This is a genomic window from Micromonospora sp. NPDC049836 (genome assembly GCF_044465125.1).
Lineage (GTDB): Bacteria > Actinomycetota > Actinomycetes > Mycobacteriales > Micromonosporaceae > Micromonospora.
The window spans coordinates 120204-144129 of record NZ_JBITLH010000004.1 but is presented as its reverse complement, the minus strand read 5'-3'; the positions used below and the strand labels follow the sequence as shown (position 1 = coordinate 144129).

Sequence of the window (23926 nt, the reverse complement as noted above, 5' to 3'; positions counted from 1 at the left end):
ATGCTCCGGGACATGTCGCGACCGCGGCTCAGCCGGGCCGCAGGAGCAGCCCGAGGACGATGCCGTAGACGGCGTGGACGGCGACCGCCACCGTGGGGGTCTGCACGCCGTAGTTGAGGCCGAGCAGGCCGGGCGGTTCCAGCACGGCGGTGCGGCCCAGGCCCGCCCGCTGGGAGGCCATCCGCGGGTGGACCCCCGGCAGCAGCGGCAGCAGCACGGTCAGCGCGATCCCGACGTGCAGCAGCCCGAGCAGCCCGCCGATCCACCAGGCGGCCCGGTGCAGCAGGGCGAACGTGGCCGCGTACCCGAGGGCGAAGCCCTGGCCGGCGGCGAGGTGCAGGAAGAATCCGACGACCCGGGCCCGGTCGGGATCCTCTACGAAGATCGTCCCGAGGACCAGGGGGAAGTCGAGGCGGGTGAGGCCGGCCAGCTGCGCGCTGATCAACGCCGCGGTGAGCGCGGCGGTGGCGACCAGCCCGAACAGGCCCCATCCGGCCCAGTCCATCTCAGGGACGGTCCACGTGGTGCGTGTCCGCCGGCGGCACGGCGGGGGTTCGCTCTGTCATGGCCCATCCTCGACGGGAACGTGAAGGCCGTACGGATCCGACCGAGGCGCGCCGGCACGGCCACCCCGGCCCCACCATAAGCCACCCGCCCCGGGCCACCGGGCCGCTTGCCCAGGTACGACCGGCCGGAACCCGCAGTCGGGTGGGGCCGGCTCCGTCCGGAGCCGGCCCCACCCAGGCGGGAGATGCGGTCAGCTGACCGACTTGTTGTAGCTGTCGATCGCGCCCTTGACGCTCGCCGCGGCGTCCTTCATGGCCTGGTCGGCGGGCTTGCTGCCGACGATGGCGGCCTCCAGGCCGTCCTCGGACGCCTTGCGGGCCTGCGGCATCACGCCGAGCAGGCAGCCGGCCGAGGCGACCGACGGCGGCAGCGCGTGCAGCTGGTCCACGGCGGTCTTGAACTGCGGGTACTGCGCCACCCAGTCCTTGTCGATCTGCTCGTCCAGGGCCTTGGCGTTGACCGGCACGTACCCGGTGCCGGTGTGCCACTTGGCCTGCTGCTGCGGGCTCGAGGCGAACTTCACGAACTCCCAGGCGGCCCGCTTCTCCTTGTCGCTGTGCCCGACCCCGTCGATCCACAGCGACGCGCCGCCGATGATCGGCCCGCCGGTGGCCGAGCTGCTCGCCTTCGGGTACGGCGCGGTCAGCACGGTGAACTTGCCCTTGGCCGCGTCGATGTAGCCGCGCATGGCGCCGGTGGACTCCAGGTGCATCGCCACCGTGCCGGCCTTGAAGGCGGCCTGGGCGTCGTCGGTCTTGCGGCCGGTGTTCGCCGCGTAGCCGCCCTTCACCAGGTCCGCCCACCACTGCGCGACGCGTACGCCGGTCTCCTGGTCGAACTGCACCTTGGTGGCCAGGCCCTTGCGGCCGTTGCCGTTGTCGCAGTACTCCTTGCCGTCGGTGGCGATCAACTGCTCGATCAGCCAGCCGTAGATGGCGGCGCCGAAGCCGTACCGGACGGTCTTGCCGCCGGCGTCCTTGACGGTCAGCTTCTTCGCCATCTCCCCGATCTCGTCGAGGTTCTTCGGCGGCTTCATCGGGTCGAGGCCGGCCTTCTCGAACGCCTCCTTGTTCAGGTACAGCAGCGGCGTGGAGGTGTTGAACGGCATCGACTGGAGCTTGCCGTCGATCGAGTAGTAGTTGGCGATGTTCGGTTCGATGTCGCCCGCGTTGAACTTGTCCTTGTCGATGAACTTGTACATCGGCACGGTCTGCTTGGAGTCGACCATGAACCGCGAGCCGATGTCGTAGATCTGCACCAGCGCGGGGGTGTTCTTCTGCTGCACCGAGGCCTTGTACTTGGCGATCGTCTCGTCGTAGTTGCCCTGGTAGACGGGCTTGACCTCGACCTTGCCACCGCTCTGGGCGTTGAAGTCGGCGACCAGCTTGTCGATCGCCGCGGCGTTGGCGCCCTTCATGCCGTGCCAGAACTCGATGGTGGTCTTGTCGGTGGCCTTCTCGAGCACCTCCGCGCCCGGCGCCTCCAGCGCGTCCTTGCCGGAGTCGGTGCCGGACCCGGAACCACCGCACGCGGTCAGCGCGGCGGCGGCGACCAGGGCGACGAAGGCGCTCATGCTCCGGCGGAGCCTAGGTTGTCTCACGGTTTCTCCTCTTTGAGAATTAACGCAGCGCGCCGGCGGTGAGGCCGCGGACGATGTAGCGCTGGCCGAAGAGCACGACGGCCAGGGTGGGCAGCAGGGACAGCGCGACGCCGGCGAGGACGAGGCCCGGCTGGGCCACCTCGGAGTCGTTGAGCTGCGAGATGCCGATCTGCAGCGTCTGGAACTTGGAGTCGCGGATCAGGATCAGCGGCCAGAAGTACTGGTTCCACGCGGACAGGAAGACGTAGACCCCGACCGCCGCGATCGACGGCTTGGACAGCGGCACGATGACCCGCCACAGCAGGCGCCAGTGACCGCAGCCGTCGATCACCGCGGCGTCGCGCAGCTCGGTGGGGAACTGCAGGAAGGCCTGACGCAGCAGGAAGGTGCCGAACGCCGAGGCCAGGAAGGGCAGGACCAGACCGAGGTAGGTCAGCCCGCCCCGGGCCAGGCCCCAGCCGGAGATGGCCAGGTAGTTGGGGATGATGATGGCTTCCCAGGGCACCATGAGAGTGGCCAGGAACAACCCGAACGTCGCCGCCTTCGCCGGCATGCGCAGGAACGCGAACGCGTACGCGGCCAGGATGCTGGTGACGACCTGCGCCAGCGTGATGACCCCGGCCTGGACGGCGGAGTTGACGTAGAAGCGGCCGAGCGGCACGGAGCGGAAGACGTCGCCGAGGTTCTGCCAGTGCAGTTCGTGCGGCACCAGCGCGGGCGGGTAGGTGGCCAGGTCACCGGGGCCCATCACGGCGCCGACGAAGCCGTAGTAGATGGGGAACAGGACGGGGATCGCGGCCAGACCCAGCACGACGTAGACGGCGATCTGCCCGAGGCTGAGTTTCTTCATCGATAGTGGACCCGCCGCTCGAGGATGCCGAACTGGACGGCCGTGCAGCCGAGCATGACGACCAGCAGCACCACGGCCTGCGCGCTGGCTGATCCGAAGTCGGAGGACCCGAAGGCGAACGCCTTCTCGTAGATCGAGTAGACCAGGGTCGTGGTGGCCTGGTCCGGGCCGCCCTTGGTCAGGATGTGGATCTGCCCGAAGCTCTGCAACGCGTGGATGGTGGAGACCACGATGAGGAAGAACAGCTGCGGCGAGAGCAGCGGGATGGTGATCCGGGAGGCCAGCCGCCAGCCGGTCGCGCCGTCCAGCCGGGCCGCCTCGACCACCTCGGGCGAGATCGCCGCGACGCCGGCGGAGAGCACCAGGACGTTGTAGCCGAAGTTCATCCACACCGTCGCGGCGGCCACCGCGGGCAGCGCGATCGACGGGTCGGTGAGCCAGTTGACCCGGTCGATCCCGAAGGAGCCGAGCAGGCCGTTGGCCACGCCGATCGCCGGGTTGTAGATGATCGCGAAGATGACCGAGGCGGTCGCCACGGAGAAGGCGAACGGCAGCGCGAACGCGGTGCGCAGCACGCGTACGCCGCGGATCCGGGCCTCCAGCAGCAGCACCACGACCAGCGCGCCCAGCACGGCCGGCAGCACGGAGAAGAGGGTGAACAGGCCCGTGGTGACCAGCACCCGGCCGAACTCGGCGGAGAGCATCTCCCGGTAGTGCTCGGCGCCGACGTAGACCGACGGGGCGCCGAACAGGTCGTTGCCGTGCACGGACAGGTAGAGCGTGCGGCCCAGCGGCCAGAAGACGAAGAGCCCGAAGACGACCACGGACGGCAGCAGCAGCAGCCAGCCGAGGCCGGTCTCAATGCGGCGTGACGGTTCGCGCCGGACGGTGGGGCGGACGGAATCGGCGGTGGGGGTGCGGTCGTCAGGTGGGGCATTGACGACGGTCGGAGGGGGTGGCACGGCAGCACAGTACCGAAAGAAATCCTCCCGCGCAGGATCCGGACCTGGAAGTTCTTTCCACCGACGGCGGCGCGTCGCCGGGGCGACCGCCGGCGTTCGTCGTCGGCCGCCGGCGGCCCCGTGACCGCCGGCGGGCGCGACCTGGTCTCAGAAGCCGACGGCCTCGCGCAGCAGCAGCACGACGGCGCGTCCGGGATGCGGTTCGGCGTTGAGCACGAGCAGCCGGTTGACGGCGCTCGGCTGCCCGTACGCCACCTGGGCCCGGGCGCTCTCCAGCGGGAGGGCGTGTTCCTCGACGCGGCGCAGCGCGGTGGCCAGGTCCGGCACCACCTTCTGCGCCCCGACGATCCAGATGGCACGGCCGGCGCCGCCGGCGTAGGCCGGCAGTTGGCTTCCGCTGGCCGAGGCGGCCACCAGCGAGCCGGTTTCGGTGACCGCGTTGACGCTGCCCACGACGACGTCGGGACCCGCGGCCAGCCGCCGGATGTCGTCGGCCGCGGTGGCGCGGTCCAGGGCGAGCAGGCGTGGCTTCACGGCCTCGTACCGCCCGCCGTCGTTGATGTCCTGGTCGATGCCGGACCGGCGGAGGGTCTCGCTGGCTGCGGTGAAGACGCTGGCGCCCGCGGGGATCAGGTCCCGGACGCGGGCACGCGCGGCGGCGACGTCGTCGAGGATCTCGACGGTGAAGCCGTGCGCGGCCAGCGCGGCGGCGGCCGACTCGAGGCGCTGCGCGGAGGCCGGTTCGGTGAAGGGCGTGGTCGGAGCCGAGGTGGTCATGGTTCCTCCTGGGTCGAACGGGTGGGTGGCGGTTCGCGGGGTCAGCTGGTGGCGGTTCCTTCGGGGGCGGTCTCCCCCGGGCGGGGCGCCGAGCCGGCCAGCGGGGTGGTGTCGAGGTACCGGACCTCGTAGACCCGCTCGGTGAACCGCCAACCGTCTGGGGTGCGCCGGTAGCGGTCGTGGTAGATGGCGAAGTTCTGCCCCTGGCGGCCGTCGAGGGTGCGGGCCAGCTCGTGCATGTAGGTGCGGCCGGTGGCCGTGTCGCCGTCGAGTTGGATGACGCCGGGGTGGCTGTTCTGCACGAAGAAGTCCCACTGCGCCTGCAGCCGCTCGCCACCGACGCGGATCTCCTCCCGGCCGACCAGCTCGGCGGGGATGTTGGGCATGCGCAGCACACCGTCCGGGGTGAACAGCGAGGCGAGGCGGGCGCGGTCGCGCATCATCGCCGCGTCGGTGAACTCGCCGCGCAGCGCCTCGATCTCGACGCGGTCGGCGATGGCCCGGAAGTCGTTCATCGGTTTCTCCCTTGCATCGGGTGTTCCTCGAGTCGTCCGACGACGCAGCTCCCCGGGGTGTCAGGCGACGTGCCCGCCCTCACACTTCGGTGCGCTGTCTCGTCGGACCCGTGAGGATCAACGCGAGCAAGGGAGCCGACGGCGCGATGACCACCCGACCCGAGCCGAAACGGAGCCGGCCCGATCCGCACCTGGGCGCGATCGTGCGCGAGCGGCGGCAGCTGATCAATCTCGCGTACCGGCTGCTCGGCTCGCTGGCCGAGGCGGAGGACGCGGTCCAGGAGACCTACACCCGCTGGTACGCGCTGTCCGAGGCGCAGCGCGCGACCATCGCCTCCCCCGGTGCCTGGCTCAGCACGGTCGCGAGCCGGGTCTGCCTGGACGTGCTGGGCTCGGCGCGGGCCCGGCGCGAGCGGTACGTGGGCCAGTGGCTCCCGGAGCCGCTGCCCGAGCCGGCCGAGTGGAGCCGCGGCGGTACCGCGGACCCGGCCGACCGGGTCACCCTGGACGAGTCGGTCAGCATGGCCTTCCTGGTGGTGCTGGAGGCGATGACCCCGGCCGAGCGCGTCGCGTTCGTCCTGCACGACGTCTTCCGCTACTCCTTCGCCGAGGTGGCCGAGGTCGTCGGGCGCACCCCGGCGGCGTGCCGCCAGCTGGCCTCCTCGGCCCGCCGTCGCCTGCGCGGCGGGCCGCCGGACGCCGCTTTCCCGCCGGCCCGGCAGGCCGCCGTCGTCCGGGACTTCAAGCGCGCCTGGGAGGCCGGGGACATCGGCGCGCTCATCGGCCTGCTCGACCCCGACGCCACGGCGACCGGCGACGGTGGCGGCCTGGTCACCGCCGCGCCACGCCCGGTCGTGGGCGGCGAACAGATCGCGCGTTTCTTCGCCGGTCTGGGTGTCCGGACGGCCGAGGTGACGCTGCTGGAACGCACCGTCAACGGCCAGCCCGGCCTGGTCGCGCAGCGGGACGGGGTCACCGTGGCGGTGTACGCGTTCCACGTCGTGGGCGAGCGGATCACGCGCATCTGGGCGGTCCTCAATCCCGAGAAGATCCGACCGTGGCTCGGGTGAGCGCCGGGCGACGTGCCGACCCGCCGGGGCCGCGCGGTGCGGGGCGCGGCGAGGGCGAGCCGGCCCGGCGGCCCGCGGGCCGCCGGGCGGTGCGGCGGCGGCTCACTCCTGCTTGTCGAGGAAGGCGAGCGTGACCGCGGCGAACAGCGGCGAGTCGGCGATGTCGTAGTGGGTCAGGCCGGGCAGGATGGCCAGGGCGTGGCCGCCCTTCGGCCGGTTCTCCCCCATCCAGCCGCCGTCGCGCAGGCCCCCGTCGAGCAGCTTGAACACCTCGACGTAGTGGCTCGGCGGGGCCATGTCCGCGTCGGCGGCCATGATCAGCGTCGGCACCTGCAGGCCGCGGACCTGCTCGGTGTAGTCGTAGTCCTTCGCCATCGCCGCGCCGATCTTGTCCAGCAGCCGCGGGAAGTCCTCCGGGCGCGGGGCCACCCGCTGGTAGAGCTCGTACATCGGGGTGTCCTTCATGAATTCGGCGGCGGCCGCGTTCACCTGGCCCTGCTGCTGGAGCAGCTCGGCGTGGATCGCGTCGCGGCGCACGTGCGCCGACGCCGCGACCAGGCGGCCGACCAGGTGCGGGTACCGGATCCCGACCTGCAGCGCGACGCCGCCGCCGAGGGAGAAGCCGACCACGTCCGGCTTCTGCAGTCCGAGGTGTTCGATGAGCGCGGCGACGTCGCCGGCCATCAGGGTGACGTCGAGCGGCCGGTCGATGTCGGCGGTGCGGCCGTGGCCCTGCAGGTCGATCAGGATGACCTGGTGGTGGTCGGCGAACGCGGGCAGCACCGGCGTGAACATCTCCCCCGCGGCGAGCCCGCCGTGCAGCAGGATCAGCGGCCGGCCGGTGCCGTGGGTCTCGTAGTAGAGGCGGATGCCGTTGACGTCGGCGTACTGCCCGGTGCCGGCGGGTCGCTCGGTGGTGGTCATGGTGGGTTCCTCCGGTCGTCTGGTAGGTACGGACGCCGGTGCTGACCAGCCGGACGCCGGGAACTCATCGGTGCCGGCCGGGTGAGTTTCGTGACCCCCCGATCGGGCGGGGGGTCGACTAGATTGGTGCCGTGGCTGACGTGGCGACCAGCGAATCCGTGGCATCGCAGCTCGAGACGTACCGGTCTGAGCTGACCGGTTACTGCTACCGCATGCTCGGCTCGGTCTTCGAGGCCGAGGACGCCGTGCAGGAGACCTTCATCCGGGCCTGGCGCGGCTTCGACCGGTTCGAGGGGCGGGCCGCGCTGCGGTCCTGGCTCTACCGGATCGCGACCAACGTCTGCCTGACCATGCTCGGCAGCGCCCAGCGGCGGATCCTGCCGATGGATCTCGGCCCCGCCGGCTCCGGCCGCGCCACCGACCCGGGCGAGCCGCGCCCCGAGGAGATCTGGGTCGGCCCGGCACCCGACGGCCGGATCCTGCCGGAGCGCAGCGACCCCGCCGAGGTGATCGCCGCCCGTGAGTCGGTCCGGCTGGCGTTCGTCGCCGCGCTGCAGCACCTGCCGGCGCGGCAGCGGGCCGTGCTGATCCTGCGCGAGGTGCTGGCCTGGTCGGCCCAGGAGGTCGCCGAACTGCTCGACACCTCGGTGGCGAGCGTCAACAGCGCCCTGCAACGGGCCCGCGCCACCCTCGCGACCGCCGACACCGGCGCGGACGTGTACCAGCCGATGGACGACGAGCAGCAGGCGCTGCTCGCCCGCTACGTGCGGGCCTTCGAGGCGTACGACCTGGCGGCGCTGACCACGCTGCTGCACGAGGACGTGACCCTGTCCATGCCGCCGGTGCCGCTGTGGCTGCGCGGCGCCGACGACATCCTGGCCTGGATGACCGGCACCGGCAGTGGCTGCCGGGGGTCCCGCCTGGTGCCGGTGGCGGCCAACGGCATGCCGGCGTTCGCGCAGTACCGGCCCAGCGCGACCGGCGTCGGGCACGAGCCGTGGGGGCTGACCGTGCTGCGGCTGTCAGGCGGGCGGATCGCCGAGATCACCAACTTCCTGGACACCGACCGGCTCTTCCCGCTGTTCGGGCTGCCGGCCCGGCTCGGCTAACACCTCGGCCAGCCCGAGCAGGGCCAGCAGCCGCAGCAGCGGCGGGCCGGCGTCCGGCACGACGAACCGCCAGCCGTGCCGGCGGGCGGTCAACCGGAGCCGGGCCAGCGCCTCGACGGTCACCAGGTCGGGCGACGCCACGGCGGCCACCTCGCACGCGACGGTCCCGGGCGGGCGCCCGCGCAGCAGGTCGGCCAGGTCGGCGCAGAGGACGGGGATGTCGGCGCGGGCCACCGCCGCGCCGACCGTGAAGGAGATCCCGGCAGCCGCCACACCGATAGGACCGGCCGGGCGGGCGGAACTCATCGCCGCCGGCACCGATGAGTCCGCCGAGGGCCGCGGGTCTGACCGGCATGAGCATCCGAGAGACGCTGCGTACCAGCGGACCCATCTTCCTGCCCGGCGACGACGGCTACGACGCGTACCGCCGGCCCCTCGACCCGGCCCTCGACCCGCACCCCGCCGTGGTGGTCCGGGCCGCCGACGCCACCGACGTACGCCAGGCGGTGCTGGCCGCGCGCCGGCACGACCTGCCGTTCGCCGTCCAGGCCACCGGCCACGGCACCCACCGCGCGCACGACGGCGCGCTGCTGCTGCACACCGGCGCGATGGCCGCGGTCCTGGTCGACCCGGTCCGGCGGGTCGCCCGGGTCGGCCCGGGCGCCCGGTGGGGCGACGTGCTGCGGGCGGCCGCGCCGTTCGGGCTGGCCGGGCTCTCCGGCTCCGCGCCCGACGTGGGCGTGGTCGGCTACACGCTCGGCGGCGGGCTGGGCTGGCTGTCCCGCCGGCACGGCCTGGCCGCCGACAGCGTGCTGCGCGCCCGGGTGGTCACCGCCGACGGCCGGCTGGTGACCGCCGACGCCGACCGCAATCCCGACCTGTTCTGGGCGCTGCGCGGCGGCGGTGGCTCGTACGGCGTGGTCACCGCCCTGGACATCCGCCTGCACCCGGTCTCGACGGTGTACGCCGGCGCGGTCGCCTTCGGCCGGGAACGGGCCGCCGAGACCCTCACCTACTACCGGCGGTGGATCGAGCGGGTGCCGGACGAGCTCAGCACGGCGGTGCTGCTGACCCGCGACGGTTCGCTCGTGGTCAAGGCCATGTACGCAGGTGACCCGGAGCGCGGCCGGGCGCTGCTGGCGCCGCTGTGGCGGGTCGCCGGGCCCGCAGTGGCCGACGGCATGCGGGTCGTCGACTACCCGGACGCGGCCATGGGCGGCGTCTCTCCCCGCACCTTCGACCAGGTCCGCTCCCTCGACGACGACCTGGTCGCCGCCCTGGTGGCCGAGCCGGACGTCACGGTCGAGATCCGGCACTGGGGTGGGCGCATCGCGCGCGACCGCGGGGCCGCCGCGCACCGGGACGCGCCGCTGTCGGTCATCCTCGACACGGTGCCGTCGCCGCGCACCGCGGCCGCGCTGGACCGGTGCGGCCTGGGCAGCGCGTTCCTCAACTTCCTGTCCGATCCGGCCCGGACCGCCGCGGCGTTCACCGCGGCGAACTGGGCGGAGCTGCGCCGGGTCAAGGCGGTCCACGACCCGGACAACGTCTTCGGCGCCGGCCTCGCCGTGCCGCCCGCCGCCGTGGCGGCGTCCGCCTAGTCGCCGGCGGGTAGGTGGGGACGCGGCGGGCGACCGAGCGCCACGGCGCCCGGAAGTGGCGGATGATGGCGGGACGCCGCCGGCCGCGGCGAGGCGCGGCGGCCGGTGCGGGGTGACCTGCGGCCACCGGGCACCCGGGCCGGCTTGCCCGGATCGGTGATCGGACCAGCCGGGCCGCAAGGACCAGCGGTACGACCGGAGGGACGCGATGCGGATTGTGATCGTGACAGCGGGTTCGCGGGGCGACGTCGCGCCGTTCACCGGCCTGGGCCAGCGGCTCCAGCAGGCCGGCCATCAGGTGGCGCTCGCCGCGCATGACCGGTTCGCCGATCTCGTGCGCGATGCCGGGCTGGAGTACCGGGCCCTCCCCGGCGATCCGGTCGAGCTCGTCCGCGCCCGTACCGCGGCACCGTCCCCGGAGGCCGCCGGCGCGGTCTTCGCCGCTTTCCTCGACGAGCTGGGCGAGGGTGTGCTGACCGCTGCGGCCGCCGGCGCCGATCTGCTGCTCACCGCGTTCGGCCCGGCCCCGCTGAGCCGGCTCGTCGCCGCCGGCCTCGGCATCCCGAGCCTCGGCGCCTATCTCGCGCCGGGGGTGCCCACCCGGGAGTTCCCGCCACCCGGCTGGCCCGACGCCGGCAACCTGTCCCCCGCTGACAACCTCGCCGCCGGCCGCGAGGTGCTCGCCCGGACCGGCGCCCTCTACGCGGACGTGCTGCGGCGGCTGCGTACCCGGCTCGAGCTGCCCGGCACCGTCGCGGCGGACCCGCCGGATGACTGGCCGATCTGCCACGGCTTCAGCCCGGCGGTGGTCCCCCGGCCCGCGGACTGGCCGGCGAACGTGCACGTGACCGGCTACTGGTGGCCGGCCACCGCGCCGGAATGGCAACCGCCGAATGTGCTGGTCGACTTCCTCCGGGCCGGTCCTCCGCCGGTGTTCGTCGGGTTCGGCAGCATGACTCCGGGCCACGAACGGCTCCAGGACGCCGTCGCGGTCGCGGTGAAGCGGACCGGCGTGCGGGCCGTCGTGCAGTCCGGCTGGGCCGACCTCACACCCGTCGGTGGCGACATCCTGCAGGTCGGTGACCTGCCGCACGACTGGTTGTTCCCCCGGACGGCCGCCGTGGTCCACCACGCCGGAGCGGGCACCACCGGGGCGGGGCTGCGCGCGGGCGTGCCGGCGGTCCCGGTGCCCGTCCTGGTCGACCAACCGTTCTGGGCGGCCCGGCTGCACCGCCTCGGCGTAGCGCCGCGCCCGGTGCCGATCCACGAGCTGACCGCCGACACCCTGACCGACGCGCTGCGCTCCTGCCTTGACCGGCCGGCCTATCGGGACCGCGCCACGGCACTCGCCCAGCGGGTCCGGGCCGACGACGGGCCCGCCGCGGTGCTCTCGCTGATCGCGCGACTCGCCGGCGAGCGGCCGCCGGCGTCGGCGTGACCGGCGAACGACCTGGGCCCGCCGGGGCAGCCGCTCCTCCCTGAGCTCTTCTTTCAACCAAGTGGTTGCGGAGCAGCACCGCCGGGGCGTACGCTATTTTCAACCATCAGGTTGAAAGGGGGGACGATGACCACGGACGTGCTGTCCCGCGTCTTCGCCGCCCTCGCGGATCCGACCCGGCGCGACATGGTCGCCCGGCTCTCCGAGGGCGACGCGACCGTCAGCCAGCTGGCCGCGCCGTACGGGATCTCCCTGCAGGCCGTCTACAAACACCTGCGGGTGCTCGAGGACGCCGGGCTGGTCAGCCGACCGCGCGGACCGCAGCCCCGGCAGGTACGCCTCGAGGTCGAGGCCCTGGACCTGATGGACACCTGGATCGAGCGCCACCGGGACCGCGTCGAGCAGCGCTACCGCCGCCTCGACGCCGTCCTGGCCGAGATGAAGGGACAAGAGCATGGACAAGACCACGGAGACCGTGATCGAGGCGGACCCGAAGCTGCCGGTCATCCGGATGACTCGTGACTTCGCGGCAACACCCGAGCAGCTGTTCCGGGCCCACACCGATCCCGCGTTGTTCGCCCGCTGGGTCGGCCCGGACGCGGTGACCACCCGGATCGAGCACTGGGACGCGTCCACCGGCGGCAGCTGGCGGTACGTCTCGGTGCACGACGGCGCCGAGTTCGCGTTCCACGGCTCGTTCCACGAGGTGCGGCCGGACCGGATCGTGCAGACGTTCACCTTCGACGGTGAGCCGGACGGCGTCGCGCTGGAGACCCTGTGGTTCGAGGACCTGGGCGACGGCCGGACCCGGCTGCACGCCCAGTCGCTGGTCGACAGCTTCGACAGCCGCGACGCGTGGCTGCGCAGCGGCATGGAGGTCGGTGTCGACGAGGGCTACGCGAAGCTGGACAGGATGCTCGCCGATGGCACTGTCTGAGCAGCCGGCCGAGCGGCACCGGCAGGTGGCCGGGCTGTTCACCGACCGGGTCCGGGGCACCTCCGGGTGGGACGTGCCGGCCCCGGTCGCCGGCTGGACCGCCCGGGACGTGGTGCGTCACCTCGTCGAATGGTGTCCCGGGTTCGTCGCCGCCGGCGCCGGCGTCACGCTGCCGCAGGGGCCGTCGGTGGACGACGACCCGCTCGCCGCGTGGCAGGTGCACCGCGACGGGGTGCAGACGGTGCTGGACGACCCGGCGACGGCGGGCCGGGAATTCACCAACCCGCACCTGGGCAGCCTGCCGCTGGCGGTCGCGATCGACCGGTTCTACACCACCGACGTGTTCATGCACACCTGGGACCTGGCCCGGGCCACCGGCCAGGACGACCGGCTGGACGCCGACTTCTGCGCCGAACTGCTCGGTGGCATGACGCAGATGGAGGAGGTCATCCGCTCCTCCGGCCAGTTCGGCAGCCGGGTCGAGGTGCCCGACGGCGCGGACGCCCAGACCAGACTGCTCGGCTTCATCGGCCGGGACCCGTCCTGGTCGCCGGGGCTCGTCGGTGAGCGATGAGTTCGGGCGGCGGATCGGGTCTACCCTGACATGACTCGCATCATCGCGGACATCTCGATGTCTCTCGACGGCTTCGTCACGGGGCCCGACCCGGGTCCGGCCAACGGTCTGGGCACCGGCGGCGAGGCCCTGCACACCTGGGCGTTCTCCGACGACCCGGACGACCGCCGGGTCCTGCGTGAGGGGACCGCCCGCTCGGGCGCCGTCGTCCTCGGCCGCCACCTCTTCGACGTGGTCGACGGGCCGGCAGGCTGGGACGACACCTCCGGCTACGGCGCCGGTGAGGTCGCCAGGCCGGCGTTCGTCGTGGTGACCAGCTCACCGCCGGAATCGGTGCGGACAACCGACCTCGACTGGACGTTCGTCACCACCGGTCTGGCCGACGCCGTCACCGCCGCGCGCGAGCGAGCCGAGGCGGCATCGGCGCAGAGCGGCCGGGACCTCGACGTCATCCTCATGGGCGGCGGCGCCACGATCGCCTCGGCGCTCGACGCCGGGCTGGTCGACGCGCTGACGCTGCACCTCGCGCCGGTCGTGCTGGGCGCCGGGACACCGCTGTTCACCGGCGCGGCGCCGCGCACGCTGGTGCAGCGCAGCGTGGTCCCGACATCGACCGCGACCCACCTGACCTACGACATCGCCCGGTGATCCGATGACCACGATCAACGCCAACGGGACCGTGCTGGGCATCGAGTCGTTCGGTGCCCGGGACGCGCCACTCGTCCTGCTCGCCGGCGGCACGACGATGCTCTCCTGGCCCGACGCGCTCTGTGCCCGCCTCGCCGCCGGTGGACGTCGGGTGGTGCGCTACGACCTGCGCGACAGCGGGGAGTCGACCACGACCGATCCGGAGGCGCCCGCGTACACCCTGCGCAGCCTCGCCGCCGACGCGGCGGCCCTCGTCGACGCGCTCGGCGGGGGCCCCGCGCACCTCGCCGGCATCGGCGTCGGCGGGATGGTCGCCCAGGTGGCCGTGCTCGACCATCCGGGCGCCTTCTCGGCGCTCACCCTGGCCAGCACCCGCGCGGTCGCCCCCGGCCCGCCCGACGACGACCTCCCCGACCATGACCGGGCGACGATGGGCCGGCTGTTCGCGCGTCCGATGCCCGACTGGACCGACCGCGAGGCGGTGGCGGAGTTCGCCGCCGCCGGCGCGGAGATCCTCGGCGACGACCCCGTCGCCGCGCGCGCCGTCGCCGCGCGCGTCTGGGACCGTACCCCCGGCACCACGCCATCGGTGCAGCTGGCCAACCAGCTGGGCCTGGTCTTCTCCCGGCTCGACTGCACACCGCGCTGGCGTGAGCGCCTGCCCGGGATCGCGGTCCCCACGCTCGTCGTGCACGGCCGCCGGAACCGCTTCTTCCCCGTCGGCAACGGCGAGGCGATCGCGCGGGAGATCCGCGGGGCGCGGCTGCTCGTGCTGGAGGAGGCGGCCACCGCGATCCCCGATGCGGCCGTCGGCGAGGTCGCCGAGGCGATGCTCGCCCTCGGATAGCGGGCCTCGTCAGCCCAGCTTGGCGGTGCTGGCCCGGATGACCACCTCGCCGCCGAGGCGCACGACGCGCCGCCGCCGGCCGGTGTTCTCGGTGAGCGCCATCCGCATCGCCTGCTCGCCGAGCTGCTGCAGCGGCAGGGCGACCGTGGTCAGCGGCGGGGTGAGGTCGCGGACGATGGGGATGTCGTCGAAGCCGGCGACGGAGACGTCGTCGGGCACGGTCAGCCCGTGGTCGCGCAGGGCGGCGCAGGCGCCGATGGCCATCACGTCGGTCAGCGCGAACACGCAGGTGGCGGTGAGCCCTCGCGTGAGCAGCTCGGTCATGGCCTGGTAGCCGCCGTCGCGGGTGAACGGCGCCGCCACGACGTTCGCCGCCGGCAGCGGCACGCCGGCCCGGGTGAGTTCGTCACGGAAGCCGCCGAGCCGGTCGGTGACGGTGGTCAGGGCGGGCGGCCCGGCCAGCACGGCGAAGCGGCGGTGGCCGAGGTCGAGCAGCGCGCGGGCCATCGCGGCGGCCCCGGCCCGGTTCTCCGGCAGGACGCTGTCCACCTTGAGGCTGCGGTGCCGGCTGACCGCGGCGACCCGGCCGCCGCCGTCCAGGTAGGGCCGCAGCTCCGCCTCCAGGGCCCGCTCCCAGCGGGGGTCCTCGAAGCCGGAGCCGGTGAGCAGGATGGCCGGGGCGCGTTCGGCGCGCAGCATCGACACGTACGCGATCTCCCGCTCCGGGTCGCGGAAGGTGCTGGCCAGCATGACCAGCAGGTCGTTGTCGCCGGCCACCCGCATGACGCCACCGGCGATCGCGGAGAAGTACGGGTCGGTGACGTCGTGGCAGATCACGCCGACGGTGCGGTGCGCGGCGCCGGCCAGCGCCCGGGCGTGCGCGTTCGGGGTGTAGGCCAGCTTCTCGGCGGCAGCGAGGACCCGGTCGCGCAGCTGCGGGGTGACCCGCGTGCCGTTGAGCGCCCGGGAGGCCGTGGCCAGCGAGACGTCCGCGGCCCGCGCCACGTCTTCCAGCGTCACGTGGGGCCGTGGCTGCATGGCTGTCCCCCTGTGGAACGTCTTGACCGGACGAATTCGCCGTGGTTACCGTAACACCCCTGAAAGCGCTTTCTGATAGCGCTTTCAGGGGTGCCGCCGGGTTCACCGGGGCCGACCGGGGAGGGACGGACACGTGGAGCGCACGTCAATCGGGATCATCCTCAACGGGGTGACCGGCCGGATGGGCTACCGGCAGCACCTCGTCCGGTCCCTGCTCGCCATCCGCGAGCAGGGCGGGCTGCCCGCCCGCGACGGCAGCCGGATCTGGCCGGAGCTGACCCTGGTGGGGCGCAACGAGGCCAAGCTCGCCGAGATCGCCGCCCGGCACGGGCTGACCTCGTACACGACCGACCTGGACGCCGCGCTCGCCGACGACTCCCACCAGATCTACTTCGACGCCCAGGTCACCGCGCAGCGGGAGAAGGCCATCCGGGCCGCCATCGAGGCCGGCCGGCACGTCTACACCGAGAAGCCGCTCGCCGAAGGGCTCGCCGGCTCGCTGGAGCTGGCGCGGCTCGCCGCCGCCCGGGGCGTCAAGAACGGCGTCGTACAGGACAAGCTCTTCCTGCCCGGCCTGCGCAAGCTCAAGCGGCTGGTCGACGGCGGCTTCTTCGGCCGCATCCTGTCGGTACGCGGCGAGTTCGGCTACTGGGTGTTCGAGGGTGACTGGCAGGACGCCCAGCGGCCGAGCTGGAACTACCGGACCGAGGACGGCGGCGGCATCACCGTCGACATGTTCCCGCACTGGCACTACGTGCTGGAGCAGATCTTCGCCCCGGTCACCGCGGTGACCGCGCACATCGCCACGCACATCCCCGACCGGGTCGACGAGGCCGGGCGGACCTACCGGGCCACCGCCGACGACGCCGCGTACGGCATCTTCGAACTCGCCGGGGGCATCATCGCCCAGATCAACTCCTCCTGGGCGGTCCGGGTGTACCGGAACGAGCTGGTCGAGTTCCAGGTCGACGGCACGCACGGCAGCGCGGTGGCCGGGCTGCGCGAGTGCCGCATCCAGCACCGGGGCGCCACCCCGATGCCGGTGTGGAACCCGGACCTGCCGGCCGGCGAGGACTTCCGCGGCCAGTGGCAGACCGTGCCGGACAACGAGGACTTCGACAACGGGTTCAAGGTCCAGTGGGAGGCGTTCCTGCGGCACGTCGTCGACGGCGAGCCGTTCCCGTGGGACTTCCTGGCCGGCGCGCGCGGCGTCCAGCTCGCCGAGGCCGGACTCCGCTCGGCCCGCGAGGGGCGGCGCGTCGAGATCGAGGAGATCACCCGGTGACCGCCCGGATCAGGCTCCCCGGCCCGGACGGCGGCACCACGACGCTGACGCTGCGCGAACCGGCCGGCTGGCGGCGGCCGACCGCCCCACCGGCCGCCCGGATCGCGTACGCGGCGGCGCACGTGGTCGCCGACCCGTACGCCGACAACGCGCCCGGCTGCCCGGCGCGCCTGGACTGGGACGCGACGCTGGCCGTGCGGCGCGACCTCTGGTCGTGGGGCCTCGGCGTGGCCGAGGCGATGGACACCGCGCAGCGCGGCATGGGGCTGGACTGGGCGGCCACCCGCGAGCTGATCCGGCGCAGCGCCGCCGAGGCCGCCGCCTGCGGCGGGCGCATCGTCGCCGGTGCGGGCACCGACCAGCTCCCCGGCGTGCCCGGCACGCTCGACGAGGTGGTCGCCGCGTACGCCGAGCAGGTCACGTTCGTGCGGGAGTGCGGCGCCACGCCGGTGCTGATGGCCAGCCGGCACCTCGCCGCGCTCGCCGCCGGGCCCGCGGACTACCTGCGCGTCTACGAGCGGGTGCTGCGCGCGGCCGGCGCGCCGGTGGTGCTGCACTGGCTCGGCGACATGTTCGACCCGGCGCTGTCCGGCTACTGGGGCTCGACCGACCTGGACCAGGCCACCGCCACCTTCGCCGCGCTGGTGCACGCCCACGCCGACCTGGTCGACGGCGTGAAGGTGTCCCTGCTCGACGCCGGCCGGGAGGTACGGCTGCGGGAGCTGCTGCCGCCGACGGTGAAGGTCTACACCGGCGACGACTACCACTATCCGGAGCTGATCGAGGGCGACGGGAAACGGTTCAGTCACGCCCTGCTCGGCGCGTTCGCGGCGATCGCCCCGGCCGCGTCGGCCGCGCTGGCGCGCCTCGACGCGGACGACCCGGCCGGGTTCCGGGCGGTCCTCGACCCGACGGTGCCGCTGTCCCGGCACCTGTTCGCCCCGCCCACGCCGTACTACAAGGCCGGCGTCGCGTTCCTGTCCTGGCTGAACGGGCGGCAGCCCGGCTTCACCATGGTCGGCGGCCTGCACGGCGGGCGCGGCGTCCCGCACCTGGTCGAGGCGTTCCGGCTGGCCGACGCCGCCGGGCTGCTGCTCGACCCGGAGCTGGCGGCGCGGCGGATGCGCGCGTACCTGGACGTCGCGGGCGTGCCCGGATGACCGCCGACCCGCAGCTGGCGCGGCTGTCGCTCAACCAGCGCACCACGCGACGCTGGTCGGTGGCCGAGGCGGTCGGCGGCTGCGTGCGCGCCGGCATCCCGGCGATCGGGCTGTGGCGCGAGCCGGTGGCCGAGATCGGCGTGGCGGCGGCCGCGCGGCTCGTCGCCGACGCCGCGCTGCGGGTGTCGTCGCTGTGCCGGGGCGGGTTCCTCACCGCCGCCGACGACGCCGGCCGGGCCGAGGCGCTGGCGGACAACCGGCGGGCGATCGACGAGGCCGCCACGCTCGGCGCCGCCTGCCTGGTGCTGGTCGTCGGCGGCCTGCCGCCCGGCTCCCGCGACCTGGCCGGCGCGCGGCGGCGGGTCGCGGACGCGCTGGCCGAGCTGGCGCCGTACGCGGCCGAACGCGGGGTACGGCTCGCGCTGGAGCCGCTGCACCCGATGTACTGCGCCGACCGGGCGGTGCTGTCCACGCTCGGGCAGGCCCTGGACCTGGCCGAGGCGTTCCCGGTGGACCAGGTCGGCGTCGTGGTGGACACCTTCCATGTCTGGTGGGACCCGGACGTGTGGCGGCAGATCGCCCGGGCCGGCGACCGGATCGCCAGCTTCCAGGTCTGCGACTTCCTCACCCCGCTGCCGGCCGACGTGCTGCTCGGCCGGGGCATGATGGGCGACGGGCACATCGACTTCCCGCCGCTGCGCCGCGCGGTGGAGGCCGCCGGCTACACCGGGGACGTCGAGGTGGAGATCTTCAACGCCGAGGTGTGGGCCACCGACCCGGACCGGGTGCTCGCCACCATGACCGCGCGGTACGTGGATCGGGTGCTGACCGACTGACCCAGCGTCACGAGTCCGGCCTGTCGGATAAATCAGGTGGCCGCTCCCCCAAGTCCCCGGGCAGGATCGAGATCATGCCATCCCCGCACCTCACCACCCCGATCACCGCCGACCTGCTGCGCGGCGCGCTCGACCTGGAACAGACCGCGCAGGGGGTGCTGCCGCACCGGCTGCCCGCGCGGGCCCGGGCGCAGAACACCGACCCGCAGCTGATGATGGCGGAGGCGATGCCCTCGGGCGTGCGGCTGGTGTTCCGCACCCGCGCCACCGTCGTGGAGTTGGACGTGCTGCCCACGAAGATGGTCTACCGGGGCACCGGGCCACGTCCCGACGGCCGCTACGACCTGGTGGTCGACGGGCGCCTCGCCGGTCAGGCCACCGCCGGTGGCGGCAAGGTGCTCACCATCGACCTGACCGCCGGAACGTCCGGCGTCGAGGCGGGTCCGGTCGGCACGGTGCGCTTCACCGACCTGCCCGCCACCGACAAGGAGGTGGCGATCTGGCTGCCGCACCGGGAGATCACCGAACTGGTGGCGCTGCGCACCGACGCGCCGGTCGAGCCGGCCGACGCGGGTGGCCGCCGGGTGTGGCTGCACCACGGCAGCTCGATCAGCCACGGCTCGGACGCGGAGAGCCCCACCGGCACCTGGCCGGCGGTGGCCGCCACGCTCGCCGGCGTGGAGCTGGTCAACCTCGGGTTCAGCGGCAGCGCGCTGCTCGACCCGTTCACCGCCCGGGCCATCCGCGACACCCCGGCCGACCTGATCAGCATCAAGATCGGCATCAACCTGGTGAACAGCGACCTCATGCGGCTGCGCGCGTTCGGCCCGGTCGTGCACGGCTTCCTGGACACCGTCCGGGAGGGCCACCCGCACACCCCGCTGCTGGTCGTGTCGTCGATCCTGTGCCCGATCCAGGAGGACACGCCCGGTCCCGGAGCGGTGGACTTCGTCGACGGGAAGGTGCGGTTCCGGGCCACCGGCGACCCGGCCGAGGTGGCCGCCGGGCGGCTCACGCTGCGGGTCATCCGCGCCGAACTGGCCCGGATCGTGGCGTCCCGGGCCGGCGCGGACCCCGACCTGCACTACCTCGACGGGCTGGAGCTGTACGGCGAGGCCGACTACGCCGAGCTGCCGCTCCCCGACGAGCTGCATCCCGACCCGGCCGCCGACCGCCGCATCGGCGAACGGTTCGCGGCGCTGGCGTTCGGGCCGAAGGGGCCGTTCGCCGCGCCGGCATGACGGGCACCCCCGCACGGTGCGGCGTGACCCAGGTCACGCCGCGCCGTGATCCGTCGTCGGCGCCGTGACCGACCAACGGAGCACCGGTCAGCCGTCACCGGGCCGGTCGTGGGCAAGCTCACCGGGGCGGCGACCCGGGGTTCGCGTCCCGCCCGCGCGGACTTAGGCTGGGACTGAACGGTCCAGACCAGAGCGGTCGCGACCAGGGAGGTAATCGCCATGAGCCAGACCGACTCCGTCGACGAATGGAACGTGGCCGAGGACGACGGCGTCCTGGACGCCTCGGACACCCTCGACGATCAGCGGGTCGGCGACCCGCTGGACGTCGGGATCGTCGCCCCGGACCACTGGACGGCGGCGAACCGGTTCGGCACCACCCCGGCCGAGGAGCGCGCCGGCGAGTCGCTCGCGCAGCTGCTCGCCGAGGAGGAACCGGACATCGACCCGTACGCCGAGGTGGCCGACGACGACGAGGACGAGCTGACCCGCCGCGGGTACGAGCGGGAGCCGCGGACCGGCCGGCTGGTCGCCCCGGACGCGGGCCTCGAGGGGGACGAGGAAGCGGACGCGGTCGCCTGGGACGTCGGGATCGACGCGGGCGCGGCCAGCGCCGAGGAGGCCGCCGTGCACCTGGTCGACGACCCGAACGGCCCCGGGGACGGCCCGCTGCGGTGAGGCCGCGGGCCGCCCGGGCCAGCGGTCATCCGCCCGCCATCGCGCCGAGGATGATGAACGGCTCCTTGCCGGCGCTGACCTCCTCGGGCAGCGGCGCGTCCGGTGGCTCGTTGGACAGGTCCTCCTCGCAGGCGTAGAAGCGGACGAAGGGGCGGCGCTGGCCGCTGCGCCGGTCCCGGATGGTGCCGAGCAGCATCGGGTACCGCTCCTCGATGGTGTCCAGCACCCGGCGCTGGGTGACCGGGCCGGCCAGGTCGAGGCGTACCTCGCCGGTGACGTGGGCGAGGTTTCGCAGGTGGGCCGGGAGGACCACCCGGATCACGGCAGCACCTGGACTTCCACGGAGAGCACCGCCGGCAGGTCCCGCACGATCGGCGCCCAGCTGTCGCCGCCGTCGGCCGAGTGGTAGACCTGGCCGCCGGTGGTGCCGAAGTAGACGCCGCACGGGTCGAGGGTGTCGACCGCCATGGCGTCCCGCAGCACGTTGACGTAGCAGTTGGCCTGCGGCAAGCCGTTGGTCAGCGGCTCCCACTCCCCGCCGCCGGTGCGGCTGCGGTAGACCCGCAGCTTGCCCTCCGGCGGGAAGTGCTCGGAGTCGCTCTTGATCGGCACCACGTAGACCGTCTCGGGCTCGTGCGCGTGCACCGCGATCGGGAACCCGAAGTCCGACGGCAGGTCGCCGCTGACCTCGCGCCAGTTCGCGCCGGCGTCGTCGCTGCGCATGACGTCCCAGTGCTTCTGCATGAACAGGGTGTCCGGCCGGGACGGGTGCTGGGCGAGGCGGTGCACGCAGTGGCCGACCTCGGAGTCCTGGTCGGGAATCTCGCCCGAGCGCAGGCCCTTGTTGATCGGCAGCCAGCTGGCGCCGCCGTCGTCGCTGCGGAACGCGCCCGCCGCCGAGATGGCGACATAGATCCGGTCCCGGTTCGCCGGATCCAGGATGATCGTGTGCAGGCACATGCCGCCGGCGCCCGGCTGCCAGGCCGGCCCGGTCGGGTGGGTACGCAGGGCGGTCAGCTCGGTCCACTTCTGGCCGCCGTCCCTGGTGACGTAGAGGGCGGCGTCCTCGGCCCCCGCGTACACGGTGTCGGGGTCGTCGCGGGACGGCTCCAGGTGCCAGATGCGCTTGAACTCCCAGGGCCGGGGGGTGCCGTCGTACCAGAGGTGCTCGCCGACCTCACCGGTGTAGGCGAAGTCGTTGCCGACCGTGGCCCAGCTCCGCCCACCGTCGTCGGAACGCTGGATGAGCTGGCCGAACCACCCGCCGGACTGGGACGCGTAGAGCCGGTCCGGGTCGGCCGGCGACCCGGTGAGGTGGTAGATCTCCCAGCCGCCGAAGTGCGGCCCGTCCACCGTCCAGTCGGCGCGCGCGCCGTCCGACGTCAACGTGAACGCGCCCTTGCGTGTGCCGACCAGCACCCGTACGCCGCTCATGCCCTCATCCTTCCGTTGGACGTTCCACTCGGTAGACGGTCCTCCGTGCCGAAAATCATCGGTACCGGTCAGTCGTACCTCGCGGCTACGACAATCAGCGGGGAGAGTGTCGGAGGGCCGGGGTAGCCTCCCGGGCGTGACTGGCCCTGGAGACGTCCCACCCGGGATCATCGACCGGCTCCGTCCCGTCTGCCTCGCCCTGCCAGAGGTCTACGAGGAGCCGGCGTGGGTGGGCACGCGTTGGCGGATCCGCAAGCGCACCTTCGCCCACGTGCTCACGGTCGACCCCAGGCACCAGGTCGCGTACGCCCGCGCCGCCGCGACCGACGAGCCGGTCTGCGTCATGACGTTCCGATCGCCCGGCGACGAGATCGCCGGGCTGCTCGCCGCCGGCCACCCCTTCTTCAAGGCGGACTGGGGCGTCGACGTGGTCGGCATGGTGCTCGACGAGGCGGTGGACTGGGACGAGGTCGCGGAGCTGCTCGCCGAGAGCTACTGCGTCCTGGCGCCCAGGAAGTTGGCCGCGCTGGTCGATCGACCGCCGACGCCCGGGTGACCCGACCTGCGCCATACTGGCCTGGCCGGCGGAGATCGAGGAGAGCCGAGCCATGCGGGCAACCACGGTCGTCAACCTGAAGGGCCACCGGGACGATCCGGCGTACGCCGACGTGGTCTACGTCGGGCGGGCCATGCACCGCGGCGGCTGGCGCCTCCCGCAGTCGCCGCTGTCCTGCCCGTACCGCCCGGGCCCGGACGGCAGCCGTGAAGAGGTGGTCGAGAAGTACCGGGCGTACCTGCTCGGCCGGCCCGACCTGCTCGCCCTCCTGCCCGACCTGCGCGGACGCCGGCTCGGCTGCTGGTGCGTGCCGGAGCGCTGCCACGCCGAGGTGATCGCGGAGCTGGCCGACTCGCCGGGGATGTCGGGATGATTCCCAGCCTCCTGCTGGTCGGCCTCGTGCTCGGGCGCTGGTGGTGGCTGCCGCTGCTGCTCGCCGCGGTCGGGTGGCCGGCGCTGCTCGTCGCCACCGGGGCGATGACCGTGGCGCCCGGCCTGGTGGGGGCGGCCGGGCTGGCGGTGCTGAACGCCGCCGTCGGCGTGGCGGTCCATCAGGCGGTCCGCCGCGCCCTGACGCACCGCTGACCCGCCCGCGCCACCACCCCGCGCCGCGACCGAACCGCCGATCGGGCTGATCGCCGAGCGGCGTCAGCCCAGCTTCTTGCGCAGGGTCTCGAACGCCAGGTCCGGCCGCAGCGGCACGCCGAACCGCTCGTCGCCGTACGGGAACGGGCTCAGCTCGCCGGTACGCAGGTAGCCGCGCCGCTCGTACCAGGCGATCAGGTCCTCCCGCTGGACGATCACCGTCATCCGCAGCTCGCCGGCGTGCCACTGCTCGCGGGCGTACCGTTCGGCCTCGGCCAGCAACTCGCGGCCCAGCCCGCCGCCCTGCCGCCCGGGCGAGACCGCGAACATCCCGAAGTACGCGTGGTCGTCGTGGCGCTCCAACTGGCAGCAGGCGACGATCCCGGTGCCGTCCTCGGCGACCAGCACGGTGCCGTCGGGTCGGGTCACCGCCTCGGCCACCATGGCCGCGTCGGTGCGCTGCCCGCCGAGCAGGTCCGCCTCGTGGGTCCAGCCGGCGCGGCTCCGCTGCCCCCGGTACGCCGACTCGACCAGGCCGACGAGGGCGTCCACGTCGTCGGGGCCGGCGGTGCGGATGCGGGGGGCGGGACTGGTCATGGTGCGTCTCCAGGGTCGCGGCGGCTCGCCGGATCAGCGTACGCAGGCCGGCCGGTCCGGCGCCGGCCGGTCGGCAGGTGACGCCGGCCGGTCCGGCGCC

At 73.7% G+C, this 23926-nt stretch carries 29 protein-coding genes; 17 read left to right on the top strand and 12 right to left on the bottom strand.

Translation table 11 applies throughout. The annotated features are described in order from the left end of the window. Positions 1–28: 28 nt before the first annotated feature. The 6 genes from ACIBPB_RS12320 to ACIBPB_RS12295 all read right to left on the bottom strand — a co-directional run bounded on the left by ACIBPB_RS12320 (position 29) and on the right by ACIBPB_RS12295 (position 5271). Positions 29–505 carry a hypothetical protein gene (locus ACIBPB_RS12320; RefSeq protein WP_396839652.1) on the bottom strand — a complete coding sequence of 159 codons (477 nt, stop codon included), beginning with the start codon at positions 503–505 and terminating at the stop codon, positions 29–31. Positions 506–757: 252 nt separating this feature from the next. Continuing rightward, positions 758–2140 carry an ABC transporter substrate-binding protein gene (locus ACIBPB_RS12315; RefSeq protein WP_396839651.1) on the bottom strand — a complete coding sequence of 461 codons (1383 nt, stop codon included), beginning with the start codon at positions 2138–2140 and terminating at the stop codon, positions 758–760. A 46-nt stretch (positions 2141–2186) separates the two neighbouring features. After that, positions 2187–3017 (bottom strand): carbohydrate ABC transporter permease, encoded by an 831-nt coding sequence (locus ACIBPB_RS12310; protein ID WP_396839650.1) that lies wholly within the window; start codon positions 3015–3017, stop codon positions 2187–2189. Continuing rightward, positions 3014–3979 carry a carbohydrate ABC transporter permease gene (locus ACIBPB_RS12305; protein WP_396839649.1) on the bottom strand — a complete coding sequence of 322 codons (966 nt, stop codon included), beginning with the start codon at positions 3977–3979 and terminating at the stop codon, positions 3014–3016. The genes ACIBPB_RS12310 and ACIBPB_RS12305 overlap by 4 nt, the downstream gene beginning before the upstream one ends. A gap of 147 nt (positions 3980–4126) precedes the next feature. Next, a complete protein-coding gene (locus ACIBPB_RS12300; RefSeq protein WP_396839648.1) occupies positions 4127–4756 on the bottom strand; it encodes an LUD domain-containing protein in 630 nt (209 codons plus the stop codon). Positions 4757–4797: 41 nt separating this feature from the next. Beyond that, positions 4798–5271 (bottom strand): nuclear transport factor 2 family protein, encoded by a 474-nt coding sequence (locus ACIBPB_RS12295; RefSeq protein ID WP_396839647.1) that lies wholly within the window; start codon positions 5269–5271, stop codon positions 4798–4800. A gap of 146 nt (positions 5272–5417) precedes the next feature. Here ACIBPB_RS12295 and sigJ point away from each other — a divergent pair, with 146 nt between their 5' ends. After that, positions 5418–6341, top strand: a complete 924-nt coding sequence (gene sigJ, locus ACIBPB_RS12290; RefSeq protein ID WP_396839646.1) for an RNA polymerase sigma factor SigJ — start codon at positions 5418–5420, stop codon at positions 6339–6341. Between the two features lie 102 nt (positions 6342–6443). Here the strand turns inward: sigJ and ACIBPB_RS12285 are convergent, their stop codons facing one another. Further along, positions 6444–7265, bottom strand: a complete 822-nt coding sequence (locus ACIBPB_RS12285) for an alpha/beta fold hydrolase (RefSeq protein WP_396839645.1) — start codon at positions 7263–7265, stop codon at positions 6444–6446. A 131-nt stretch (positions 7266–7396) separates the two neighbouring features. Here ACIBPB_RS12285 and ACIBPB_RS12280 point away from each other — a divergent pair, with 131 nt between their 5' ends. After that, a complete protein-coding gene (locus ACIBPB_RS12280) occupies positions 7397–8374 on the top strand; it encodes a sigma-70 family RNA polymerase sigma factor (RefSeq protein WP_396839644.1) in 978 nt (325 codons plus the stop codon). Here the strand turns inward: ACIBPB_RS12280 and ACIBPB_RS12275 are convergent. Then, positions 8288–8647: an STAS domain-containing protein gene (locus ACIBPB_RS12275; RefSeq protein WP_396839643.1), complete on the bottom strand. Its 360-nt coding sequence runs from the start codon at positions 8645–8647 to the stop codon at positions 8288–8290. The two genes, ACIBPB_RS12280 and ACIBPB_RS12275, sit on opposite strands and share 87 nt — an antisense overlap. An 80-nt stretch (positions 8648–8727) precedes the next feature. Between ACIBPB_RS12275 and ACIBPB_RS12270 the strand changes: the two genes are divergently transcribed. The 7 genes from ACIBPB_RS12270 (at position 8728) to ACIBPB_RS12240 (ending at position 14419) form a co-directional block, all read left to right on the top strand. Next, positions 8728–9975: an FAD-binding oxidoreductase gene (locus ACIBPB_RS12270; RefSeq protein WP_396839642.1), complete on the top strand. Its 1248-nt coding sequence runs from the start codon at positions 8728–8730 to the stop codon at positions 9973–9975. Between the two features lie 208 nt (positions 9976–10183). Further along, positions 10184–11413 (top strand): glycosyltransferase, encoded by a 1230-nt coding sequence (locus tag ACIBPB_RS12265; protein WP_396839641.1) that lies wholly within the window; start codon positions 10184–10186, stop codon positions 11411–11413. Between the two features lie 126 nt (positions 11414–11539). Continuing rightward, the gene (locus tag ACIBPB_RS12260) at positions 11540–11935 is read left to right on the top strand and encodes an ArsR/SmtB family transcription factor (RefSeq protein WP_396839640.1); all 396 of its coding nucleotides are present in this window, start codon (positions 11540–11542) and stop codon (positions 11933–11935) included. Then, positions 11868–12350 (top strand): SRPBCC family protein, encoded by a 483-nt coding sequence (locus ACIBPB_RS12255; RefSeq protein ID WP_396839639.1) that lies wholly within the window; start codon positions 11868–11870, stop codon positions 12348–12350. The genes ACIBPB_RS12260 and ACIBPB_RS12255 overlap by 68 nt, the downstream gene beginning before the upstream one ends. Then, on the top strand, positions 12337–12924 hold the full coding sequence (locus ACIBPB_RS12250; RefSeq protein WP_396839638.1) for a TIGR03086 family metal-binding protein: 588 nt from the start codon (positions 12337–12339) through the stop codon (positions 12922–12924). The genes ACIBPB_RS12255 and ACIBPB_RS12250 overlap by 14 nt, the downstream gene beginning before the upstream one ends. 30 nt (positions 12925–12954) lie before the next feature. Next, positions 12955–13572: a dihydrofolate reductase family protein gene (locus tag ACIBPB_RS12245; RefSeq protein ID WP_396839637.1), complete on the top strand. Its 618-nt coding sequence runs from the start codon at positions 12955–12957 to the stop codon at positions 13570–13572. Positions 13573–13576: 4 nt separating this feature from the next. Further along, positions 13577–14419: an alpha/beta fold hydrolase gene (locus ACIBPB_RS12240; RefSeq protein ID WP_396839636.1), complete on the top strand. Its 843-nt coding sequence runs from the start codon at positions 13577–13579 to the stop codon at positions 14417–14419. A 9-nt stretch (positions 14420–14428) separates the two neighbouring features. Here ACIBPB_RS12240 and ACIBPB_RS12235 read toward each other — a convergent pair whose 3' ends face one another. Next, positions 14429–15457, bottom strand: coding sequence for a LacI family DNA-binding transcriptional regulator (locus ACIBPB_RS12235; RefSeq protein ID WP_396839635.1), 1029 nt, complete (start codon positions 15455–15457; stop codon positions 14429–14431). 133 nt (positions 15458–15590) lie between these two features. Between ACIBPB_RS12235 and ACIBPB_RS12230 the strand changes: the two genes are divergently transcribed. The 5 genes from ACIBPB_RS12230 (at position 15591) to ACIBPB_RS12210 (ending at position 20654) form a co-directional block, all read left to right on the top strand. Beyond that, entirely contained in the window at positions 15591–16742 is a 1152-nt protein-coding gene (locus ACIBPB_RS12230; protein WP_396839634.1) for a Gfo/Idh/MocA family protein, read from the top strand. Then, a complete protein-coding gene (locus ACIBPB_RS12225; protein ID WP_396839633.1) occupies positions 16739–17902 on the top strand; it encodes a dihydrodipicolinate synthase family protein in 1164 nt (387 codons plus the stop codon). The genes ACIBPB_RS12230 and ACIBPB_RS12225 overlap by 4 nt, the downstream gene beginning before the upstream one ends. Beyond that, on the top strand, positions 17899–18738 hold the full coding sequence (locus ACIBPB_RS12220) for a sugar phosphate isomerase/epimerase family protein (RefSeq protein WP_396839632.1): 840 nt from the start codon (positions 17899–17901) through the stop codon (positions 18736–18738). The genes ACIBPB_RS12225 and ACIBPB_RS12220 overlap by 4 nt, the downstream gene beginning before the upstream one ends. Positions 18739–18812: 74 nt before the next feature. Next, positions 18813–19979 (top strand): SGNH/GDSL hydrolase family protein, encoded by a 1167-nt coding sequence (locus tag ACIBPB_RS12215; protein ID WP_396839631.1) that lies wholly within the window; start codon positions 18813–18815, stop codon positions 19977–19979. A gap of 219 nt (positions 19980–20198) precedes the next feature. Further along, positions 20199–20654, top strand: a complete 456-nt coding sequence (locus ACIBPB_RS12210; RefSeq protein ID WP_396839630.1) for a DUF5709 domain-containing protein — start codon at positions 20199–20201, stop codon at positions 20652–20654. A gap of 25 nt (positions 20655–20679) precedes the next feature. On the opposite strand, the gene ACIBPB_RS12205 is transcribed toward ACIBPB_RS12210, so the two are convergent. Next, positions 20680–20976 carry a MoaD/ThiS family protein gene (locus ACIBPB_RS12205; RefSeq protein WP_357321511.1) on the bottom strand — a complete coding sequence of 99 codons (297 nt, stop codon included), beginning with the start codon at positions 20974–20976 and terminating at the stop codon, positions 20680–20682. Further along, positions 20973–22088 (bottom strand): WD40/YVTN/BNR-like repeat-containing protein, encoded by a 1116-nt coding sequence (locus ACIBPB_RS12200; protein WP_396839629.1) that lies wholly within the window; start codon positions 22086–22088, stop codon positions 20973–20975. The genes ACIBPB_RS12205 and ACIBPB_RS12200 overlap by 4 nt, the downstream gene beginning before the upstream one ends. A 136-nt stretch (positions 22089–22224) precedes the next feature. On the opposite strand from ACIBPB_RS12200, the gene ACIBPB_RS12195 reads away from it, so the two are divergent. From ACIBPB_RS12195 to ACIBPB_RS12185, 3 genes are read left to right on the top strand one after another with little or no spacing between them, the layout of a single operon-like run. Continuing rightward, positions 22225–22644 carry an MmcQ/YjbR family DNA-binding protein gene (locus tag ACIBPB_RS12195; RefSeq protein WP_396839628.1) on the top strand — a complete coding sequence of 140 codons (420 nt, stop codon included), beginning with the start codon at positions 22225–22227 and terminating at the stop codon, positions 22642–22644. 52 nt (positions 22645–22696) lie between these two features. Then, positions 22697–23017 (top strand): DUF4326 domain-containing protein, encoded by a 321-nt coding sequence (locus ACIBPB_RS12190; protein WP_396839627.1) that lies wholly within the window; start codon positions 22697–22699, stop codon positions 23015–23017. Then, the gene (locus tag ACIBPB_RS12185) at positions 23014–23229 is read left to right on the top strand and encodes a hypothetical protein (protein ID WP_357321523.1); all 216 of its coding nucleotides are present in this window, start codon (positions 23014–23016) and stop codon (positions 23227–23229) included. Before ACIBPB_RS12190 ends, ACIBPB_RS12185 begins: the two co-directional genes overlap by 4 nt. Before the next feature lie 63 nt (positions 23230–23292). On the opposite strand, the gene ACIBPB_RS12180 is transcribed toward ACIBPB_RS12185, so the two are convergent. Then, the gene (locus tag ACIBPB_RS12180; RefSeq protein ID WP_357321526.1) at positions 23293–23826 is read right to left on the bottom strand and encodes a GNAT family N-acetyltransferase; all 534 of its coding nucleotides are present in this window, start codon (positions 23824–23826) and stop codon (positions 23293–23295) included. Positions 23827–23926: the final 100 nt, after the last annotated feature.

Excerpts from the sequence above, each read along its gene's own strand:
- ACIBPB_RS12215 (WP_396839631.1), top strand. The coding sequence starts at position 18,813 with ATGCCATCCCCGCACCTCACCACCCCGATCACCGCCGACCTGCTGCGC.
- ACIBPB_RS12320 (WP_396839652.1), bottom strand. The coding sequence starts at position 505 with ATGGACTGGGCCGGATGGGGCCTGTTCGGGCTGGTCGCCACCGCCGCG.
- ACIBPB_RS12250 (WP_396839638.1), top strand. The coding sequence starts at position 12,337 with ATGGCACTGTCTGAGCAGCCGGCCGAGCGGCACCGGCAGGTGGCCGGG.
- ACIBPB_RS12220 (WP_396839632.1), top strand. The coding sequence starts at position 17,899 with ATGACCGCCGACCCGCAGCTGGCGCGGCTGTCGCTCAACCAGCGCACC.
- sigJ (WP_396839646.1), top strand. The coding sequence starts at position 5,418 with ATGACCACCCGACCCGAGCCGAAACGGAGCCGGCCCGATCCGCACCTG.
- ACIBPB_RS12295 (WP_396839647.1), bottom strand. The coding sequence starts at position 5,271 with ATGAACGACTTCCGGGCCATCGCCGACCGCGTCGAGATCGAGGCGCTG.
- ACIBPB_RS12200 (WP_396839629.1), bottom strand. The coding sequence starts at position 22,088 with ATGAGCGGCGTACGGGTGCTGGTCGGCACACGCAAGGGCGCGTTCACG.
- ACIBPB_RS12285 (WP_396839645.1), bottom strand. The coding sequence starts at position 7,265 with ATGACCACCACCGAGCGACCCGCCGGCACCGGGCAGTACGCCGACGTC.
- ACIBPB_RS12190 (WP_396839627.1), top strand. The coding sequence starts at position 22,697 with ATGCGGGCAACCACGGTCGTCAACCTGAAGGGCCACCGGGACGATCCG.
- ACIBPB_RS12300 (WP_396839648.1), bottom strand. The coding sequence starts at position 4,756 with ATGACCACCTCGGCTCCGACCACGCCCTTCACCGAACCGGCCTCCGCG.
- ACIBPB_RS12255 (WP_396839639.1), top strand. The coding sequence starts at position 11,868 with ATGGACAAGACCACGGAGACCGTGATCGAGGCGGACCCGAAGCTGCCG.
- ACIBPB_RS12310 (WP_396839650.1), bottom strand. The coding sequence starts at position 3,017 with ATGAAGAAACTCAGCCTCGGGCAGATCGCCGTCTACGTCGTGCTGGGT.
- ACIBPB_RS12270 (WP_396839642.1), top strand. The coding sequence starts at position 8,728 with ATGAGCATCCGAGAGACGCTGCGTACCAGCGGACCCATCTTCCTGCCC.
- ACIBPB_RS12245 (WP_396839637.1), top strand. The coding sequence starts at position 12,955 with ATGACTCGCATCATCGCGGACATCTCGATGTCTCTCGACGGCTTCGTC.
- ACIBPB_RS12265 (WP_396839641.1), top strand. The coding sequence starts at position 10,184 with ATGCGGATTGTGATCGTGACAGCGGGTTCGCGGGGCGACGTCGCGCCG.
- ACIBPB_RS12260 (WP_396839640.1), top strand. The coding sequence starts at position 11,540 with ATGACCACGGACGTGCTGTCCCGCGTCTTCGCCGCCCTCGCGGATCCG.
- ACIBPB_RS12210 (WP_396839630.1), top strand. The coding sequence starts at position 20,199 with ATGAGCCAGACCGACTCCGTCGACGAATGGAACGTGGCCGAGGACGAC.
- ACIBPB_RS12315 (WP_396839651.1), bottom strand. The coding sequence starts at position 2,140 with ATGAGCGCCTTCGTCGCCCTGGTCGCCGCCGCCGCGCTGACCGCGTGC.
- ACIBPB_RS12185 (WP_357321523.1), top strand. The coding sequence starts at position 23,014 with ATGATTCCCAGCCTCCTGCTGGTCGGCCTCGTGCTCGGGCGCTGGTGG.
- ACIBPB_RS12240 (WP_396839636.1), top strand. The coding sequence starts at position 13,577 with ATGACCACGATCAACGCCAACGGGACCGTGCTGGGCATCGAGTCGTTC.
- ACIBPB_RS12180 (WP_357321526.1), bottom strand. The coding sequence starts at position 23,826 with ATGACCAGTCCCGCCCCCCGCATCCGCACCGCCGGCCCCGACGACGTG.
- ACIBPB_RS12235 (WP_396839635.1), bottom strand. The coding sequence starts at position 15,457 with ATGCAGCCACGGCCCCACGTGACGCTGGAAGACGTGGCGCGGGCCGCG.